The sequence below is a fragment of the Sodalis ligni genome (assembly GCF_016865525.2).
GTDB lineage: Bacteria > Pseudomonadota > Gammaproteobacteria > Enterobacterales > Enterobacteriaceae > Acerihabitans > Acerihabitans ligni.
The window spans coordinates 3,038,868-3,057,425 of the sequence record NZ_CP075169.1 but is presented as its reverse complement, the minus strand read 5'-3'; the positions used below and the strand labels follow the sequence as shown (position 1 = coordinate 3,057,425).

The following is an 18,558-nucleotide window of genomic DNA, read 5'->3' as shown; positions in this document are numbered from 1 at the left end:
AATTTCGCCTTAGCTGAAACTACTATTATAGAGAAATTGCACAACGCCAGTTTTAATGAACACGCGCATTTGCATAATATCTTGCGCAATTTGTATTTATTAAAGGAATCTCATGAAGAATATAGTAAACAGTTGGTATTAGATGAAATATCACCCTTCGATAAAATGAGCCATGTTAACACTCTAGATATTTATTTCGCCTTGATGACAGGGATCGGGACTTTTGATTGACGCGCTAATAAAATTGAAATTTTATCATATTTTAGAATATACACGCGTTAATGGAATCAGTATTCATAGCCATAATTTTCTTTTACCTGGAGAGATGACGGACCATTGGTGTTTATTTTCAGAAGATGAGCATGAAATTGACTTTTCAACCATGAAGCAAGTATTTTCCACTGAGTTGCACAACTATATTTATCGCAAGGATGATAATCATCCCTATCTGGATCTCATTATGAATTTGGTTGAAGTATTCCGATTGAATGAGAAACAGCACGACGCCGATCAAGCGTGGTTAAAAAACCTTTTCCTTGGCAAAAACGTTGCAGATCGTTAAAGAATTAATTGAGAATAATACGTATGAGAAAGAGAAATTCACTCATCATACTTTATGGCGCGAGGATTTCAGAACACTAATACGCCATGATAAAACCGTATTTGTCTTAATGACATTTTGTATCAATGCTCAACAAGAATTTGTTCAGATGATTCGTTATTATTTTGATCAAGATATTATCTTACAGGCTGATTCCGAAGAACAGTTCATTGCCGCAGCAAAGGTCGAGGCCATGAAGCTAGATGCGGATTTTGCTGATAAAAAATTAACGCGTATGGATTACTTGAGGAGTATGAGAGGCGTCTGGAATCCGGAGACTATGATTTAATGATTAGGGCCGCGGTTTTTGGTTTTTTCCGTTTTTCACGCCATGATGATGAACATCTCAGCTCCTTTAATATTTTTATGTTTTACAAAAATTCATCAACGCACAGCAATATCTATTTATTAAATATAAATCCCGTCTTCCTCATGATTTCACAAGCGTCTTTGAACTTCAGGCATCCAATAAAAAGAGTCGTTGGAAGATTATTATAATCAATTTTATGATTATAAACATCAGTATTCTTTCCATGAAGCCCGGTATATGGCTATGCAAGCGCTCGCCAGTTCAACGGTAGATTATATCGATGCTATTTATCCACCGAAGGAAATTTTTGCATTCATGGTATTCTCAAGAAACTATATATCCAATAGCCTCTCCCCTTCAATCATTACTCGATGCCTGAAAAATCCAGGTTTTCTCACCATTGCAAGATTGTATAGTGGAAAGCTTATTTTATTATCGACCTTAGCCGGGTTTGTTTTCATTAGCGATATCAAAAGGTTAGAAAATGATCCCCATTTACTGGAATTAAAGGATTTCTGGTTGCAGAGTAATGAGAATATTGATGTTTTAAGCAGACCGGCTTACAGCGTCAACGAAACCGTAATGGCGCATCTATTCCCCCATCGATGCTAACAGCGCACAACTGACGACCCTGCTGGACATAGTGCTGAAATCGCCGGAGGAAGACTCCGCCACCCTGCCCCGACCTCCTTACACCCTGGTGGCAGTTAAAGGGCAGGATATTATGAAGGTCGTCAAACCTTATCTTTTAGTCTGGATGACAGACAGCAGGCGCTTCATCTTGATGCGCCTTTTATCAAAAATATCGACTTCCTGACCCAAGCCACGCTGATAACGCTTTCCGATCGTCTCAAGGAAGTATTGCGTTATTATTCATGGGTCGATTTCATCTCTTCCACTATTCCCTTTTTTGAAGCCCTTTGCCGAAATTGGTATGATAAAGATCATACAATTCGTTTCAAAGACATTATGTTTGACCTCTTTGACCTGATGTTGCTTATAGTCCAGCTAGGCGGCAATTTCAAAAAAATTTCTGAAAATACGCTCAAGCATGCTTTGCACAATGCCTTGCAAAACGACATCAAAAGGGCCGCGCTAAAACAATTTATTATCCGGGAGTTAATAGCCCAATCTTCTCAAGCCGGAATGGATATGTCCAGGGTCGCCGCCAAAGAATTCTTTTCTTTCTTATGCCCGCTTCAACCGTCAAGCTCCTCGGTTATCTCAATTACCGAAAAACTCCATCACAAAGTACAGGAATCTATTTTGGTTGCCAACGTTGCCATTCGAGCCGAAAGATTGCGAAAAAAACTTCTCAGGCAAAGCTGGAAGGTGAATGTCGATACCCATACGCTTGAAACCCAGGCAATAGGAATTTATGCCGATAAAACATCCGAGAGGACAAATTACTATGTCGTTAACGATCACGACTATTTTCCCGTCTTTAGAGAAAGCGACAGCGATGTGTGGCGTATCGCCAACCACCACATGCCCAATGAAAGAGCTTTTGCCGTCCCGGTAGCAAGAAGCCCCTCCGGGGAGTGGATTACCAGCATAAGCAAGTTGCCGGCCCCTTGCCCCTCTTTTGATAGATATCACCCTTCAGGTCGCAAGATAACGGAACTCGGCCTGATAAAACCAGAGCCGATGTGCGTTTTGGCGGAGCCGGACGCCATTGATAAAGGCACAATCAACTTCCACAAACGCATCCTGCGATTTTATCTTTATAATAATAAATTTGTGCATGATCTTCTTTTAAATAAGGCCCATCGTGAACATTTTTTGATGCGATTCAACCGCACCTTCTTGTTTCGCAACGAGATCATTGCTGCCATTAAAACCAACGGCTATAGCCGCGATGAGAGTTTTATCGTTTCCGCCTCCAGGGCGCTTGATGAAAGACAAGAAGGAATAATGCGCTTTCGTGCCGTTAGCGCCTGGCGTAACCAATTTGACGCTTCGCCGGAAGGTTATTTCGCACTGAGAATAGACATAGGTAAAATAAATTCATTATTGACATTAAAGAGATACGTAAGGCCATCATGACCCGGGACAATAGGGATGTGTTCACGGAAAACGAGTGGCTTATGATGTATAAACGTTCCCCGCAGGCATTTGAGTTAATAAAATATAAAGACTTTGATTTTATGGAGGATGCTGAATATTTCAGCTATCGTGAAGCCACCTCCCCGAGCGTTATCATTAAAATGGCTTTCTCTTGAAGGAACCCGCCTGGTATAAGCCCTCTTTATTGTCAAACAACCGCTCTCATAAGCAAAAACATATACACTTGTGCATGACGGGGTGAATGACATCCGATACGCGGCAAGGGCTTTGCGTAGGGATTCCCGACATTTTTCATTACCTGAACAATTTCCTTTAGATGTTTTATTGAAATGTAACAAAATCGATGAAGAGAGTGCCAAACAATTGCTCAGGATGGTGATGAATGCTAAAAATCAAATCTGCATAGCCAAGCCTTCTTCATCAATAAAGAGCGACTGTCTTCAACAGAGAGCCTGTTAAAAGTCAATGACGGGATACTGCTGGGAATATATAACACTTCCGGCTGTCTTGAGCATCTGTTGCTAAGCATAAAACACGGACGATTTATCGGCATGCGCAACTCTTTCTTCGATCCCGCTTTGCCGGAAAGAGCATCTATCGTTATTGCCGAACAATTGGGCACATTTCACGGCGGTTTTTTACGATTACACCACAAAGAGCAGAATTTTTGTCATCGTGGGTGAGGCGCACGGGTCAAGTGTGTCTACCTCTGTATTTAGTGATATTCCCCATGAAAAATCACCACTTATTCAAGCGATGGCAGAAAAATGGTTACCGGGAACAAGCCATACCGCGAAAAAGCTCTTGTTAGGAAAGGATTGCCATATTGAGTTGCTTAATGACGTTAAAACGCGCTTACGTATAAAACTGCACGGAGCGCCTTTCAACGTTAATCATATGGATGCAATTGAATTTTCAGATATCATAAAGGGATTGCAATTTCTTGAAGATGCACCGTTTATATTGCACCAATTGGAAAGTATTGATCTTTACTCCTGTTATGGCGGTTTTGGCTACCGCTATTCCACGGCGCAAATCCTTGCCGATGAGCTAGGGATAAAAATCAAGGCTTATCCCTATAAAGTCACCGACGGCGGGCGAATGGAAGAAAGAAGGCCGCAGTGGTTTCGCTGGTTCACTCCTGATGAGCGTTTTTGGGGGCCAACTAGCGGCTCTGGCCGCTCAAACGTGCCGAACATCAATGTCAAGGAGTATAAGCGAACGCAGAACATACATCGTCGGCTGCATGATCTGATCGATTTCGTGCTGAGGATGAACCAAAAATTCTCCCTTAGCCGTGAGAGACGCGACGGACTATCCAAAAAAGCGGAAAGCGATTCTTTTAATACTTCGCTTCCTCTTGCCGCGGCATCCGAAGCCTGGCAAGCGCCCCTCATCTATTTTGATATATTTCAGCTGCTGTATAACAAACGTCCCGACCTTCCCCATGCCGTGGGTGATATCCAGCTAAGCCCTACCTCATTGCAGGTTTTGGAGCAAATAGTCGCTGACTACAACCTTGGAGATGATCAAGAAAGCATTTTTGCCCAACAGGCTTTTTTGGATATATTGCTTTCCATAAAGGAATTCAAATATTTATCTGACTGGTTCAATCTAGACACCGAATATCATGAAGAATCATTAACACCGATCCCTACCCCATAAAAATTCAGGCTCGCGCTTATCAGCTGGAGCAGGAAATCTCCAGCTGCCTGCCCACTCCGGCGGCAGCGCCGCCAGGTCGTCCAGAGCCGGATCGTCATCATAGGGATGGCGCAATGCCTGGAGGAGCCGGTGTAAAAAGCGGTGTCGTTCTGTTCGGCGCCGTCAATAGCCTGCTGGGCCAGATAGTTGCGCAGGATAAAGTTGGGATTTTGGCCCGCATGGCCTGCCGTCGCCTTTCGTCGTCCCTGTCTTCTTCCCGAACTCGCTGCCGGTATACCTGAAACCACCGATCAAACCCCGCCAGATCCTTCATCTCATCGCGCAGCGGCGAGCGGGAATTCGCCGCCTCGCTGTCGCTTAACAGGCGAAACACCCGGGTATAATCGCTGCCTTCCCGGTCCATCAGGCTCAGCAGGCCGGTGAGAATATCGTTATCCCGTTTATCGCGCGTAGCGAAGCCTAGCTTGGCCCGCATCTCGTCGCCATAGGCATGCATCAACGCCGGTTCATAACAGTTCAGCGCCTGTTCCAGGTCGCTTACCGGCATCAGTCCGGACAGCGCCTGCCCCAGGCGATGCAGATTCCACAACGCCACCGCCGGCTGATTATCAAAAGCATAACGCCCTTGATAATCGGTATGGTTGCAAACATAGCCCGGACGATAGGCATCGAGAAAACCATAGGGGCCATAGTCAATGGTGATGCCCAGTATGGACATATTGTCGGTATTCATTACGCCATGGGCAAACCCCACCGCCTGCCATTGGGCTATGGTGCGCGCCGTGCGTTCCACCACGTCGGTCAGCCATAAACGATAGGCGTCCGCCTGACCCGCCAGCTGCGGCCAATCACGGCCGATGACATAGTCCGCCAGTTGCCTGACCTTCTCCGTCTCGCGGCGATAAAAGAAGTGTTCAAAATGCCCGAACCGCACATGGCTATCCGCCACCCGCAGCAGCATGGCCCCCGGTTCCGGCTTTTCACGCCACACCGGCTCGTCGCTGGTGACGATGGTCAGCGCCCTGGTGGTACCGATGCCCAAATGATGCAGCGCCTCGGATGCCAGGAATTCACGCACCACTGAGCACAACACCGCCCGTCCGTCCCCCATGCGCGAATAAGGCGTTTTACCGGCGCCTTTCAGATGCCAGTCCACCGAACGGCCATCCGCCAATTGCTGCTCCCCAAGCAGGATCCCGCGCCCGTCCCCCAGTTGCCCGGCCCAGACGCCGAATTGATGGCCGCTATAAACCTGCGCCAAGGGCTGCATTCCCGGCAACAACCGCTCCCCGCTCCAGATGGCGGAATGAGGCTCGGCAAAAAGGTCGTCATCCAGCGCCAGCTCTCGCGCCAGTTCGCTATTATGGTAGAGCAGACGCGCGCCGCGCAGGGGAGCCGGCATCAGTTCGGTATAGAACCCGGGAAGTTGCCGGTGATAACTGTTATTGAAGATAGGGGTATTGGCCATGGTGCCTCCTGTTTTTATTGTAGCTCGTCAGGCGGCATCCGGGCTGACTGTATAGAGGCGTCAGTATCAGATTCGCCTGGCCTGCCAATAAGCTTTGCTCCAATAGACATTATCCAGCGATGAACGGATCACCCCGCGACTGGTGGAGGCATGGATAAATTTATCACCGGTATCGAAGATACCCACATGCAAGCCGTTACCGCCGCTGCCGGTTTTGAAAAACACCAAATCCCCCGGCAACAGATCGTCGCGGGATATGCGGGTACCGACCTTGGTCTGGTCTTGGGTGGAACGCGGCAGCACAATACCGAACCGATCGCGGAAAGTGCGATACACGAACCCCGAGCAATCCACGCCGTTTTGATCCAACCCGCCATATCGGTAAGGAACGCCGTACCAATGCCGTAACTGATCGTTAAGCTGCGCTCTCACCACCCTGGAATTTGCCAGCCGGGGATCCGGCGGCGGCGCGTGATGACTGCAGCCGGTAAGAATTAAGCTAAACAGGAACAGCCAACAAAAAGATATCCGTCTCATTTTTTGCCCATCAGCATAACGCTGTCCAACCGCTGGACAGGTCAAGGTATCATACCGCTGTCGCGGCTTGCGGCGCCAGGCCGGATGCCACCAGCCAGGGCGTACCGCCGGCGGGCAACAGTTCGAATTTCACGCCGAATACCGGCGACAGTATCGCCGGCTGCATCACATCCCGGGGATGGCCCCGCGCTGCCAGCGCCCCGGCGGACAGCAGCCAGATTTCCCCGGCATGGCGCAGGCTATGGTTAAGATCGTGGGCGCAGACCAAGATGCCCAGGCCTGCGGCGGTGAGCTCCGATAGCAAGGAGTCCAGAGCCACTCGCTGGGCGATATCCAGACTCGCCGCTGGTTCATCCAGCAGCAGCAGCGAGGCGCGCGGATTAATCGCCGGCCACACCTGCAGCAGTACCGCCGCCAGGCGCACCCGCTGCCATTCGCCGCCGGAGAGCCGGTTTAGGGGGCGATTGAGCTTATCCGCCAGAGAGAGCGCTTCGGCAAGATACCCTACCGCGCCATCGATGTCCCGCTCGGCGGCATTGCGAGGCTGATGTAATGTCAGGTATTGGAATACCGGCATCAGGGCATAGGGCAAGGCTTGCTGGCAAAGATAGCCCCGATGCAGTGCCAGCTCTGCGCTGCCCCACTGCCGCAGCGGCCGGTCCAGCAGACGGATTTCCCCTTCGCAGCTTGTCAGACCGCCGATGGCGGACAGCAGCGTGCTTTTGCCTGCGCCGTTAGGACCGATAAGATGAATCAGGCTGCCGGCAGGGACCTGCAGCGATAGCGGCCGCAGTCTTTGCCGCACCGCAACCTGCCGCAGGTCGAGGACCAGGGATGTCGTCACCGGCGGCTGCCGCCCGGTCGCGGCGCGCGCGAGCGCCCAGGAAAAACCGGCATTTTATTTTGCCAGCGCCCCGTTTATCGCCTCAAGGATAATCGGATCGTCAGGTTTCATGTCCGGGGCAAAGCGTTGCAGAACCTGGCCGTCGCGGCTGACGAGAAATTTTTCAAAGTTCCACAGGATATCCTGCGGATGCTTAGGGGTGCGCCCCTTGCCGGCAAGCCGTTCAAAGAATCCGCTGCCTTGTGGCGTAATGGCTTTAGGCTGCGCGGCGATCAAGGCTTGGTACAAGGGATGACGATGCTCGCCGTTGACCTCGATTTTACTGAACATCGGAAATTCAACGCCGAATGTCCCGCGGCAAAACGCCAGTATTTCATCATCGCTGCCCGGTTCCTGACCGGCGAATTCATTTGAGGGAAAGCCCAGCACCTCAAAACCATGCTGGTGCTTTTCCTTATAAAGGCTTTCCAACGCCTCGTATTGATCCGTCAATCCGCATTTCGAGGCGACATTCACTATCAGCAGTACCGAACCTTTAAAATTCTCCAGGGTGGTGGTTTCCCCGGTAATGGTCTTAAGCGGCAGAGAATACAGTTTATCACTCATCGGTGTGCCCTCCAGGTGTTGCTGGAAATCAGCAGGTTAACTTGAATTGATAGATCTAGCTTAGCCTCTTATCCTGATTAATAGCCAGATAAATATTGGCGAACCCAGGGTGGCGGTAACCACGCCGATAGGCAATTCAGCAGAGTAAAGGGCTACCCGGGCGACGACATCCGCCAAGAGCAGCACCCCGGCGCCGGCCAGGGCGCAGCCCGGAAGCAGCCACCGGTGATCGGTCAAGCCCGCCAGGCGCAATATATGGGGAATAATCAATCCGATAAAGCCGATCGCGCCCGCCAGCGCCACGCTTATTCCCACCATGCAGCCAAAGGCGAGGACAAACAGATTGCGCCAGAGGAAGACCGACAATCCCAACTGCATAGCCTGCTGTTCCCCCAGCGCCAACAGGTTCATGACCCTTCCCTGGCATAAAACCCAAAGAATGAACGGTAGCAAGGTCAGCACCAGCCATTTGTCACGCCAGTCCACGCCGCCGAATCCTCCCATCATCCAATAGAGCAGCTGGCGCAGATCGAGACTGGAGCTAAAATAGACCGCCCAGGTCATTACCGCGCTGCATAAAATGCCCAAGGCTACGCCAATCAGCAGCAGCCGGGCATTCGAAGCGTTATGGCGCGCAAACCATAACAACAGCGCGGTAATGGCCAGCGCGCCGCCTACGGCGCACACTCCCAGCCCCCATACCGGCACCAGCCCCCGGCCTAAAAATACCGCCAGCGTCAAGGCGACGCCGGCCCCGTTCGCCACGCCGAGCAGCCCGGGTTCGGCCAGAGGATTTTCGAAAATATTCTGCATTGCCGCCCCGGCCAGCGCCAGTGAGGCGCCGACGGCGATAACCGCCAGCGTGCGCGGCAATCTGAGTTGCCAGATAAAAACCTCCGCGGCATCGCTAAACCACTGTGTCGGCCAAAACCAGACATCGCCCGCACAAAGGCTTATCACAGCGGCTATCGCCAGGAACAGGAACAGCCAGCGGACACGGATAGCATCCCGACGCTGTTGCCGCTGCTTCAATGCGCTGAAAATCGGACTGTTTACAGACATATTTCTTGTTCCGCCCGGACCGGTAAACTGCTCTTATCCTACCGGTATTGAGAGTAAAGGGGTAGCGCGGTAACACCGCTTGGCGGTTTGCCGGCATTACAGCCGGACAAGAAATGCGGTGCCCGGAAGACGTGCCGGCGGCACCGCATGGATGGCAGGTTTATGAGATGTCAGTTATGCGGGGGCTTGATGATTTCACGTTGGCCGCCGCCCTGATGCTGCTGGCCGCCGTTATGCTCCTGTTGGCCGCCTTGGAGCTGCTGGCCGCCATTATGCTCCTGCTGGCCGCCTTGACGCTGCTGGCCGCCGTTATGCTCCTGTTGGCCGCCTTGACGCTGCTGGCCGCCGTTATGTTCGCGCTGCCCGCCGCCCTGGAGCGGCTGCCCACCGCTGTGCTGCTGTTGGCCGCCATTGTGCTCCCGCTGACCGCCATTAGGCTCCTGCCGCTGGCCTCCGGTTTGGAATACCTGACCACCGTTATGCTCCCGCTGACCGCCATTAGGCTCCTGCCGCTGGCCGCCGGTTTGAATACCTGGCCGCCGCCGCTATGCTGCTGACCGCCGCCCTGGAACGGCTGCCCGCCGTTGTGCTGCTGGCCCCGCCCTGGAAGGCTGCCCGCCGTTGTGCTGCTGGCCCCCTCCCTGGAACGGCTGCCCGCCGTTGTGCTGCTGGCCGCCGCCCTGGAACGGCTTCCCGCCGTTGTGCTGTTGGCCGCCGCCCTGGAACGGCTGCCCGCCGTTGTGCTGTTGGCCCCCTCCCTGGAACGGCTGCCCGCCGTTGTGCTGCTGGCCCCCGCCCTGGGAAGGCTGCCCGCCGTTGTGCTGCTGGCCCCCGCCCTGGGAAGGCTGCCCGCCGTTGTGCTGCTGGCCCCCGCCCTGGAACGGCTGCCCGCCGTTGTGCTGTTGGCCCCCGCCCTGGAACGGCCGGCCGCCGTTATGCTGTGGCCGTCCGGGATGCTGGTAACCGGGATGGCCTTCGCCGCGGCCGGGTTGTTGAAAATGGCGATCATAATCACTGGGACGTCTCGGCGACCAATTGCCGTGATCCCAGTATCGGCCCCGATTATCCCTGAATCCCTGCGGCAGATAGGGTAACCATTGCCAGCCGTCCCAGTACCAGCCGAATTCGTTACGCTCGCCATAATAATTTTCCTGATGGCTTTCCCACCATTGCGGTGAACGCCACTCATAACCGTCCCAATACCAGCCGCTAAGGTTCCGTTCACCAAAATCATTGTCCTGGTGGTCATCCCACCACTGCTCGGTGCGCCACTGGAAACCATCCCAATACCAGCCGCGATCGTTGCGCTCGCCAATATGACTATCCTGATGGTCGTACCACCACTGCGGAGAGCGCCAGGTATCACCGTCCCAGAAATACCCTTGCTGATCCTGGGCCCCGATTTGGACTATCACACCCGGCGCACCGGCGGAGAAATCGTCCGCCATCACGCCCCAGGGCAAAACCAGAGCTATAGCAAGCAATACGCTGTTCTTTTTCATCATATGACCTGTTTGGCAGCCATCTCGTGCTGTCGTTATATCAGCCGGCAAAATGCGCCACTATCAGATAAAGATGGTTTACGGTTTCCGAGGGGAAACTTAATGGAATCTTTACATTTATGACGACAGAAAGCCCTAAGGGCCAAAAAAGTTAATCCACGGGAAAAAAACCCGGCGTGGTCTTATTAAAAAAAAGGCCGCATTACGCGGCCTTTAGCGGAAATACGTCACTCTTTAGGTGAAGCATTCTCAACGCGGCTTTTTAACTTCTGTCCCGGACGAAAAGTCACTACCCGTCGGGCGGTGATGGGAATGTCTTCGCCAGTCTTGGGGTTACGGCCCGGACGTTGATTTTTGTCGCGCAAGTCAAAATTACCAAATCCCGATAATTTCACCTGCTCGCCATTTTCCAGCGCACGCCGGACTTCCTCAAAAAATAGTTCCACTATCTCTTTGGCATCCCGTTTGCTCAGCCCAAGCTTTTCAAACAGGTATTCTGACATTTCAGCTTTAGTAAGCGCCATAGGTTCAATCCCTCAAGGATGCTTGGAATCGCTGTTTTAGTGCCGCCACACATTTGGCAACGGTGGCGGCAATAGCCTCTTCTTCCAGTGTACGAGCGGTATCCTGTAATATCAGGCTGATAGCCAGACTCTTAAATCCTTCCGCTACGCCCTTCCCCCGGTACACATCAAACAAGTTTACGCCAACTACCTGATTTGCGCCAACTTTCTTACACTCTGCCATAATTTCTGCTGCTGGGACGTCTTCCGCGACTACTATTGCGATATCGCGACGGTTCGCCGGGAAGCGGGAAATGTCACTGGCTTCAGGCACTTTACGCGTGGCAACCTTATCCCAGAGTAGTTCAAAGACAACGGTTCGGCCATTTAAATCCAGCTTAGATTCCAATTCTGGGTGGATAACGCCAATAAATCCAATGTGTTCCCCTGCCAGATACAATGCCGCACTCTGTCCGGGGTGTAAAGCCGGATTCTGTTCGCTGCGAAATTCAATATCGGCAAGTTTACCGGTAAGTTCAAGTATTGATTCAAGATCGCCCTTTAAATCATAGAAGTCCACCGGCTGACGCGCCAGATCCCAATGTTCATCATAACGTGAGCCGGTAATGACTCCCGCCAGCATAAGATCCTGCCTAATGCCAAGGTCCGCTTCATTATCAGGAACAAAGCGCAAACCGCTTTCGAATAAACGTATACGATTTTGCTGACGGTTCTGATTGTAAATTACCGCCCCCAATAATCCGCTCCACAGCGATAAACGCATGGCGGACATTTCCGTTGAAATGGGGCTGGGCAGCGTCAGCGCCGTCTGGCCGGGATGGAGCAGACTTTGAATCGCCGGATCGACAAAACTGTAGGTTATGGCTTCCTGGTAGCCCAGATCCACCAGCATGGTTTTCACCCGGTTTAAAGGCAGCGCCGCTTCACGATGACGGGTCATTTGCAGATTCGCGCGAATCGGGACATTGGGAATAGTGTTATAGCCGAACAGCCTGGCCACTTCTTCCACCAGGTCCTCTTCGATGCTCATATCGAAACGCCAACTGGGGGCAACCGCCTGCCACTGCCCCTTGCCGACCCTAACCTCGCAGCCAAGGCGGGTAAGTATATCCGTCACATCCTCATCCGGCACGCCATGGCCTATCAGGCGATCCAGTTTTTCACGCCGCAGGGTAATGGCGGCGCATTGAGGTAAAGCGGCGGAATCGGTAACATCAATCACCGGCCCGGGCTGGCCGCCGCAGATAGCCAGCAGCAAACCGGTGGCGCGCTCCATGGCGCGGTATTGCAAGGCCGGATCGACGCCGCGTTCATAACGGTGCGAGGCATCGGTATGCAAACCGTAGCGACGGGCACGCCCGGTGATGGACAACGGATTAAAAAATGCGCATTCCAGCACCACATCCCGGGTGGCGCTATTGATGCCGGAATATTTACCGCCGAAAATGCCGCCCATCGCCAGAACTTTTTGGCGATCGGCTATCACCAGCGTATCCGGATTCAAGGCCGCTTCGGTACCGTCAAGCAGCGTCAGGGATTCACCTTCACGGGCCAGGCGTACCACAATCCCGCCTTCAATGCTCTGCCGGTCAAAGGCGTGCATCGGCTGGCCCAGTTCCAGCAGGACATAGTTGGTGACGTCCACCACCGCATCCACCGAACGCAGACCGCAGCGGCGTAATTTTTCCTTCATCCACAGCGGGGTCGGCGCCGTGACGTCGATATCCTTTACAACCCGTCCCAGATAGCGGGGACAGGCCTGCGGCGCTTCCACACGGATGTCGATGACGTCCGCCGCCACCGGCGCCACGGGGTCGATTGCCGGCTGATTCAGCGTCAGGCGATTCACCGCAGCCACGTCACGGGCAATACCCAGCAGGCCCAGACAGTCGGCCCGGTTCGGCGTGACGCTGATATCGATGATAGTATCGTCAAGCTTGAGATAATCGCGAATGTCGGTCCCTACCGCGGCGTCAGCGGGCAGTTCGATGATTCCGCTGTGATCCTCCGACATGCCCAGTTCACGGAACGAACACAGCATGCCTTCGGAAGGTTCGCCGCGCAGCTTGGCGGCCTTTATTTTGAAATCCCCCGGCAGCACGGCGCCGATGGTGGCCACCGCCACCGTAAGGCCTTCGCGGCAATTGGGCGCGCCGCACACAATATCCAGCGGCGCATCACCACCCACGTCCACCTTAGTGACCCGCAGCTTGTCGGCGTTGGGGTGCTGCTGACAGGCAATGACCCGTCCCACCACCACGCCGGAAAATTCGCCGGACACCTTCTCCACGCCGTCCACTTCCAGTCCGGCCATAGTGATTTGTTCCGCCAGCGCGTCACTGCTGATAGCGGGATTCACCCATTCACGCAGCCAAAGTTCACTGAATTTCATGTGTCATCCCGCCTTTATTTGAATTGTTTAAGAAAACGCAGATCATTTTCGAAGAATGCCCGTAGATCCGTGACACCGTAACGAAGCATCGTCAGCCGCTCCATGCCCATGCCAAACGCAAAGCCGGAGTAAACCTCCGGGTCGATGCCGACATTGCGCAACACATTCGGATGGACCATGCCACAGCCCAGTACTTCCAGCCATTTACCGTTTTTACCCATCACGTCAACTTCCGCCGATGGCTCGGTAAAGGGAAAATAGGAGGGACGGAATCGCACCTGCAAATCCTCTTCAAAGAAGTTGCGCAGGAAGTCATGCAGAGTGCCCTTCAGGTTGGTGAAGCTGATATTGGTGTCGATAATCAGCCCCTCCATCTGATGAAACATCGGCGTATGGGTCTGATCGTAGTCATTACGATAGACCCGGCCCGGTGCGATAATGCGGATTGGCGGCTGTTGGTTTTTCATGGTGCGGATTTGCACCCCCGACGTCTGGGTGCGTAGCAGCCGGGTGGCATCAAACCAGAAGGTATCATGATCCGCGCGAGCCGGATGATGGGCGGGAATATTCAATGCATCGAAGTTATGATAATCGTCTTCGATTTCCGGCCCGGTGGCCACGGAAAAGCCCAACTCGCCAAAAAAGGTTTCAATGCGCGAAATCGTCCGCGTTACCGGATGAAGGCCGCCGTTTTCCTTGCGTCGGCCGGGAAGAGACACGTCCAGCGTCTCTTCCGCCAGCCGCGCGTTGAGCGCCGAGGAGTCCAAATACTCTTTGCGCTCGTTCAGCGCCTGCTGCACCGCAAGCTTCGCCTGGTTAATCACCGCTCCCGCGGCGGGACGCTCCTCTGCCGGCAAATCGCGAAGGGTTGTCATCTGCTGGGTAAAATGACCTTTTTTGCCGAGATATTCGACGCGCACGCTATCCAGCGCGCCTATATCCTGAGCTTTTTCTATGGCTGCTTTGGCTTGCACAACCAAATCTGCGAGATGTGGCATTGCGTTCCTCTTTTTCCGGCCTCTATGGCTTAATCGTAAATGGACTGATTGATCTGTACTGCGACCCAGGCTGGTCATCCAGGCTGGCGACGAGCAAAAAAAAGCCTCCACACCGGGAGGCTTTAGCGCTATTTTTCGTTTCTTTCCTTACGCGCAAGCCCCCGTTATTCAGGCGCTAAAGTAAAAAAAGAAACGGAAAATAGCAGCATTCATGCTTGCATTACCTTGTGATTGATATTGTCTGAATGAATTAAATAACGATATAACAAACCCTATCGGCCAATCATTTAAAAAAAAGGGGGACAAGCCCCCTCTTTCATAAAGTTTATGCCAGCGAACCTTTCGCTTTTTCCGCCAAGGCAGCGAAAGCCGCTTTGTCGAATACGGCGATGTCAGCCAGGATCTTACGGTCGATTTCAATAGAGGCTTTTTTCAGGCCATTAATGAAGCGGCTGTAAGATATGCCGTTCTGGCGGGCCGCGGCGTTGATACGCGCGATCCACAGTTGACGGAACTGGCGTTTCTTCTGACGACGGTCACGATAAGCATATTGACCTGCTTTGATGACCGCCTGGAAGGCGACACGATAAACACGCGAACGGGCACCGTAGTAGCCTTTCGCTTTTTTCAAAATCTTTTTGTGACGTGCACGAGCTGTCACACCACGTTTTACGCGAGCCATATGCTCTCCTAAGTCTTATTCGAAAACCGTTGAAAGTGACGCTTATGCGTACGGCAAACACCTGATGACCAAACCCAGATCGCCTTTGGAGACCATGGATTTAGGACGCAGGTGGCGTTTACGCTTAGTGGCTTTTTTGGTCAGAATATGACGCAGGTTAGCATGCTTACGCTTAAAGCCGCCGGAGGCGGTTTTCTTGAAGCGCTTGGCAGCACCACGCACTGTCTTGATTTTTGGCATGAATATATTCTCTACTGCGCATTGTTGATAATATGAACCAATGAGGCGAAGACAACGCACCGATAAACCGCACGACACGCCGTCTTACTTGCAGGCCTTATTGTTTCTTCTTGGGTGCGAGCACCATAATCATCTGGCGTCCTTCGATTTTACTCGGGAAGGATTCAACTACCGCCAGTTCTGTCAAATCGTCGCGAACGCGGTTAAGCACTTCGATACCGATTTGCTGGTGCGCCATTTCACGTCCGCGAAAACGCAGGGTGATTTTGGCTTTATCGCCGTCTTCCAGAAAACGAATCAGGTTGCGTAGTTTTACCTGATAGTCGCCTTCATCCGTACCAGGCCGGAACTTGATTTCCTTAACCTGAATAACTTTTGTTTCTTTTTCTGCTCTTTGGTGGACTTGCTCTTCTCATAGAGGAACTTGCCGTAATCCATAATTCGGCAAACCGGCGGCTCGGCGTTGGGACTGATTTCAACTAAATCTACGCCCGCTTCCTCGGCTTTTTCAAGCGCTTCATTGAGGCTGACTATACCAATTTGCTCGCCATCGATACCCGTCAGACGAACCTCTGCGGCGCGGATTTCTCGGTTAATGCGATTAGGACGCGCCGGTTGAACTCGTTTTCCGCCTTTAATACTTTATTCCTCCAGTTGATGAAGATTACGGCTGCGTATCTCTTGCTGCAGCTTTTCGATAATCTCGGTAACGTCGATACTGCCCAGGTCTGTACCACGGCGTGTACGCACGGCAACCTTGCCCGCTTCCACTTCTTTATCTCCGCAGACCAGCATATAGGGCACCCGACGCAAAGTATGTTCGCGGATTTTAAAGCCTATTTTCTCATTTCTCAAGTCTGCTTTTACACGAATGCCGGCTGCGGACAATCTTTCTGTCACTTTTGCGACGTATTCCGATTGATTATCAGTGATATTCATCACCACAACTTGTGTCGGCGCCAGCCAGGTCGGGTAAAAACCAGCGTACTCTTCCGTCAGTATGCCGATAAAACGTTCCATCGACCCCAGGATGGCACGGTGTATCATTACCGGCACCAGGCGCTCGTTGTTTTCGCCAATATATGAAGCGTTTAAACGACCGGGTAATGAAAAGTCCAACTGTACCGTGCCGCATTGCCACATGCGATCCAGGCAATCCAGAAGAGTGAATTCGATTTTAGGACCGTAAAATGCGCCTTCGCCCGGCTGAAATTCGAATGCGATGCCGTTTTCGGTTAAAGCGGCCGCCAGGTCTTTCTCCGACCTGTCCCACACATCATCGCTACCGATGCGTTTCTCGGGACGGGTAGAAAGTTTAACCAGAATATTCTCGAAGCCAAACGTGCTGTAAATATCATACACCATTTTGATGCAATTGTTTACTTCATCCCGCACCTGCTCTTCGGTACAGAAAATATGGGCATCATCCTGGGTAAATCCGCGCACGCGCATTAAACCGTGCAACGATCCGGAAGGCTCATTACGATGGCAACTGCCGAATTCAGCCATGCGCAGCGGCAGATCGCGGTAGGATTTCAATCCCTGGTTGAATATCTGCACGTGGCCGGGACAATTCATCGGTTTGATGCAATATTCACGGTTTTCCGATGACGTGGTGAACATATGCTCCGCATAGTTTTCCCAGTGACCGGTTTTTTCCCACAGGACGCGGTCCATCATAAATGGACCTTTCACTTCCTGATATTTGTATTCCCGCAGCTTGGTGCGCACGAAGGCTTCCAGCTCGCGAAAGATAATCCAGCCGTCATTGTGCCAGAACACCATGCCGGGGGCTTCTTCCTGCATATGGTAAAGATCAAGCTGCTTGCCGATTTTACGGTGATCGCGCTTGGCTGCCTCTTCCAGATGCTGCAAGTAAGTGCTGAGCTGCTTTTTATCGCCCCAGGCGGTGCCGTAGATGCGCTGCAGCATCTTGTTGTTGCTATCACCGCGCCAGTAAGCGCCGGAGGTCTTTTGCAGCTTGAAATAATGGCAGAAACGCATATTCGGCACATGCGGCCCGCGGCACATATCGACATACTCTTCATGGTGATACAAGCCGGGACGATCGTCATGGCTGATATTCTCGTCCAGTATCGCCACCTTATACTGTTCGCCGCGGGCGACAAACACATCCCGGGCCTGTTGCCAGCTCACTTTTTCCTTGATGACGTCGTAATCCTTATCGGCCAGCTCGTGCATGCGCTTTTCCAGCAGGTCGATATCTTCCTGGGTCAGCGTCCGATCCAGATCGACGTCGTAATAAAAGCCTTTATCGATTACCGGGCCGATAGCCATTTTGGTATCGGGCCACAGCTGTTTAATGGCATGCTCCAGTAAATGCGCGCAGGAGTGGCGGATGATTTCCAATCCGGCCTCATCTTTGGCGGTAATGATGGCAAGCTGGGCATCTTCGGTAATCATATCGACGGCATCCGTCAATTCACCGTTCACCCGTCCGGCGATGCAGGGTTTCGCCAGGCCGGGGCCGGTGTCGCGGGCCACATCAAGGGGGGGGACGGGGGGGTCGGACTGACGCTGGCTTCCGTCGGGGAGGGGAATCACTGGCATGGGCGGTTCCTTTATTTGCAGTGGTGATCCACACGCAAGATCACATACAATTAAATTTACTTTGGTTTTTTAATAGATTGAATAACCATTTAACCGACAATCGTTAAATTGGTACACAATTCGATACACAAATGGCAAAGTCATCATTTTGGCTGTGCGATTTGAACGAGCATATTAACATTTCTTGTGGCATATCAAAGCTGATTTATCATAACCTCCCCACATCGCCGGACGATCCTCAAACTCGCCGGTTCTCTTGTCGTTAAGCACCTAAGTCATAACGCCCAGCAGAACGGGTCCTGGTTATCTTCGCTGTCCTGTAACGGGGGCAATTTTCCAGGGCGGGGGGCTTTGTACCTGTGCAGGCGGCGGAACATTGGTGTAGTTTTGTCTAGCGGCCGTAGGCCGCATCTTGTTTACACGTGAGTCGGTTTATAGTCTGGGTGATAATAGAAGTGTTCCAAGGACGCGGGTGATACCTAGGAAAAG

18 protein-coding genes, 2 pseudogenes and 1 other annotated feature are annotated in these 18,558 nt (G+C 52.3%); of the genes and pseudogenes, 6 read left to right on the top strand and 14 right to left on the bottom strand.

What is annotated here, in order from left to right; genetic code table 11:
* The first annotated feature begins 223 nt into the window (after positions 1-223).
* The 5 genes from GTU79_RS14185 (at position 224) to GTU79_RS14165 (ending at position 4,643) form a co-directional block, all read left to right on the top strand.
* Positions 224-562, top strand: a complete 339-nt coding sequence (locus tag GTU79_RS14185; RefSeq protein WP_214514069.1) for a hypothetical protein — start codon at positions 224-226, stop codon at positions 560-562.
* Positions 537-890 (top strand): hypothetical protein, encoded by a 354-nt coding sequence (locus tag GTU79_RS14180; RefSeq protein ID WP_214514068.1) that lies wholly within the window; start codon positions 537-539, stop codon positions 888-890. The genes GTU79_RS14185 and GTU79_RS14180 overlap by 26 nt, the downstream gene beginning before the upstream one ends.
* Before the next feature lie 258 nt (positions 891-1,148).
* Positions 1,149-1,523: a hypothetical protein gene (locus GTU79_RS14175; RefSeq protein WP_214514067.1), complete on the top strand. Its 375-nt coding sequence runs from the start codon at positions 1,149-1,151 to the stop codon at positions 1,521-1,523.
* Between the two features lie 249 nt (positions 1,524-1,772).
* Complete coding sequence (locus tag GTU79_RS14170) at positions 1,773-2,957, top strand: hypothetical protein (RefSeq protein WP_214514066.1); 1,185 nt, start codon at positions 1,773-1,775, stop codon at positions 2,955-2,957.
* 720 nt (positions 2,958-3,677) lie between these two features.
* Positions 3,678-4,643 carry a hypothetical protein gene (locus GTU79_RS14165; RefSeq protein ID WP_214514065.1) on the top strand — a complete coding sequence of 322 codons (966 nt, stop codon included), beginning with the start codon at positions 3,678-3,680 and terminating at the stop codon, positions 4,641-4,643.
* 19 nt (positions 4,644-4,662) lie between these two features.
* On the opposite strand, the pseudogene GTU79_RS14160 reads toward GTU79_RS14165, so the two are convergent.
* The 5 genes and pseudogenes from GTU79_RS14160 to btuC form a co-directional block, all read right to left on the bottom strand.
* Positions 4,663-6,111 (bottom strand): annotated as a pseudogene (locus GTU79_RS14160) (protein adenylyltransferase SelO).
* A 66-nt stretch (positions 6,112-6,177) separates the two neighbouring features.
* The gene (locus GTU79_RS14155) at positions 6,178-6,648 is read right to left on the bottom strand and encodes an NlpC/P60 family protein (protein ID WP_132921618.1); all 471 of its coding nucleotides are present in this window, start codon (positions 6,646-6,648) and stop codon (positions 6,178-6,180) included.
* A 49-nt stretch (positions 6,649-6,697) separates the two neighbouring features.
* Positions 6,698-7,492: a vitamin B12 ABC transporter ATP-binding protein BtuD gene (btuD, locus tag GTU79_RS14150; RefSeq protein WP_203521455.1), complete on the bottom strand. Its 795-nt coding sequence runs from the start codon at positions 7,490-7,492 to the stop codon at positions 6,698-6,700.
* Between the two features lie 54 nt (positions 7,493-7,546).
* A complete protein-coding gene (locus GTU79_RS14145) occupies positions 7,547-8,098 on the bottom strand; it encodes a glutathione peroxidase (RefSeq protein WP_203521456.1) in 552 nt (183 codons plus the stop codon).
* A 60-nt stretch (positions 8,099-8,158) separates the two neighbouring features.
* Entirely contained in the window at positions 8,159-9,160 is a 1,002-nt protein-coding gene (gene btuC, locus GTU79_RS14140; protein ID WP_132921621.1) for a vitamin B12 ABC transporter permease BtuC, read from the bottom strand.
* Between the two features lie 167 nt (positions 9,161-9,327).
* Here btuC and GTU79_RS14135 point away from each other — a divergent pair, with 167 nt between their 5' ends.
* A complete protein-coding gene (locus GTU79_RS14135) occupies positions 9,328-9,717 on the top strand; it encodes a hypothetical protein (RefSeq protein WP_214514064.1) in 390 nt (129 codons plus the stop codon).
* On the opposite strand, the gene GTU79_RS14130 is transcribed toward GTU79_RS14135, so the two are convergent.
* From GTU79_RS14130 to thrS, 9 genes and pseudogenes are all read right to left on the bottom strand, one after another.
* Complete coding sequence (locus GTU79_RS14130; protein ID WP_253073607.1) at positions 9,706-10,665, bottom strand: DUF2502 domain-containing protein; 960 nt, start codon at positions 10,663-10,665, stop codon at positions 9,706-9,708. The two genes, GTU79_RS14135 and GTU79_RS14130, sit on opposite strands and share 12 nt — an antisense overlap.
* A 224-nt stretch (positions 10,666-10,889) precedes the next feature.
* A complete protein-coding gene (ihfA, locus tag GTU79_RS14125; protein ID WP_011411244.1) occupies positions 10,890-11,186 on the bottom strand; it encodes an integration host factor subunit alpha in 297 nt (98 codons plus the stop codon).
* Positions 11,187-11,190: 4 nt separating this feature from the next.
* Complete coding sequence (pheT, locus tag GTU79_RS14120; protein WP_203521457.1) at positions 11,191-13,578, bottom strand: phenylalanine--tRNA ligase subunit beta; 2,388 nt, start codon at positions 13,576-13,578, stop codon at positions 11,191-11,193.
* A 14-nt stretch (positions 13,579-13,592) separates the two neighbouring features.
* Entirely contained in the window at positions 13,593-14,576 is a 984-nt protein-coding gene (gene pheS / locus GTU79_RS14115) for a phenylalanine--tRNA ligase subunit alpha (RefSeq protein WP_132921623.1), read from the bottom strand.
* A 94-nt stretch (positions 14,577-14,670) separates the two neighbouring features.
* Positions 14,671-14,794 (bottom strand) — a sequence feature (Phe leader region).
* Positions 14,745-14,789 (bottom strand): pheST operon leader peptide PheM, encoded by a 45-nt coding sequence (gene pheM, locus GTU79_RS14110; protein WP_106120997.1) that lies wholly within the window; start codon positions 14,787-14,789, stop codon positions 14,745-14,747. It overlaps the preceding feature by 45 nt.
* A 107-nt stretch (positions 14,795-14,901) precedes the next feature.
* A complete protein-coding gene (rplT, locus tag GTU79_RS14105; protein ID WP_132921625.1) occupies positions 14,902-15,258 on the bottom strand; it encodes a 50S ribosomal protein L20 in 357 nt (118 codons plus the stop codon).
* Between the two features lie 42 nt (positions 15,259-15,300).
* The gene (rpmI, locus tag GTU79_RS14100) at positions 15,301-15,498 is read right to left on the bottom strand and encodes a 50S ribosomal protein L35 (RefSeq protein WP_132921626.1); all 198 of its coding nucleotides are present in this window, start codon (positions 15,496-15,498) and stop codon (positions 15,301-15,303) included.
* A gap of 97 nt (positions 15,499-15,595) precedes the next feature.
* Positions 15,596-16,053: pseudogene (gene infC / locus GTU79_RS14095) on the bottom strand (translation initiation factor IF-3).
* A gap of 87 nt (positions 16,054-16,140) precedes the next feature.
* Positions 16,141-18,069 carry a threonine--tRNA ligase gene (gene thrS, locus GTU79_RS14090; RefSeq protein WP_214514063.1) on the bottom strand — a complete coding sequence of 643 codons (1,929 nt, stop codon included), beginning with the start codon at positions 18,067-18,069 and terminating at the stop codon, positions 16,141-16,143.
* Positions 18,070-18,558 lie beyond the last annotated feature (489 nt).

What these genes read in the sequence shown, in the direction of transcription:
- GTU79_RS14175 (WP_214514067.1), top strand. Translation starts at nt 1,149, where the DNA reads ATGGCTATGCAAGCGCTCGCCAGTTCAACGGTAGATTATATCGATGCT.
- GTU79_RS14155 (WP_132921618.1), bottom strand. Translation starts at nt 6,648, where the DNA reads ATGAGACGGATATCTTTTTGTTGGCTGTTCCTGTTTAGCTTAATTCTT.
- GTU79_RS14145 (WP_203521456.1), bottom strand. Translation starts at nt 8,098, where the DNA reads ATGAGTGATAAACTGTATTCTCTGCCGCTTAAGACCATTACCGGGGAA.
- btuC (WP_132921621.1), bottom strand. Translation starts at nt 9,160, where the DNA reads ATGTCTGTAAACAGTCCGATTTTCAGCGCATTGAAGCAGCGGCAACAG.
- GTU79_RS14135 (WP_214514064.1), top strand. Translation starts at nt 9,328, where the DNA reads ATGTCAGTTATGCGGGGGCTTGATGATTTCACGTTGGCCGCCGCCCTG.
- GTU79_RS14130 (WP_253073607.1), bottom strand. Translation starts at nt 10,665, where the DNA reads ATGATGAAAAAGAACAGCGTATTGCTTGCTATAGCTCTGGTTTTGCCC.
- ihfA (WP_011411244.1), bottom strand. Translation starts at nt 11,186, where the DNA reads ATGGCGCTTACTAAAGCTGAAATGTCAGAATACCTGTTTGAAAAGCTT.
- pheT (WP_203521457.1), bottom strand. Translation starts at nt 13,578, where the DNA reads ATGAAATTCAGTGAACTTTGGCTGCGTGAATGGGTGAATCCCGCTATC.
- pheS (WP_132921623.1), bottom strand. Translation starts at nt 14,576, where the DNA reads ATGCCACATCTCGCAGATTTGGTTGTGCAAGCCAAAGCAGCCATAGAA.
- rplT (WP_132921625.1), bottom strand. Translation starts at nt 15,258, where the DNA reads ATGGCTCGCGTAAAACGTGGTGTGACAGCTCGTGCACGTCACAAAAAG.
- rpmI (WP_132921626.1), bottom strand. Translation starts at nt 15,498, where the DNA reads ATGCCAAAAATCAAGACAGTGCGTGGTGCTGCCAAGCGCTTCAAGAAA.
- thrS (WP_214514063.1), bottom strand. Translation starts at nt 18,069, where the DNA reads ATGCCAGTGATTCCCCTCCCCGACGGAAGCCAGCGTCAGTCCGACCCC.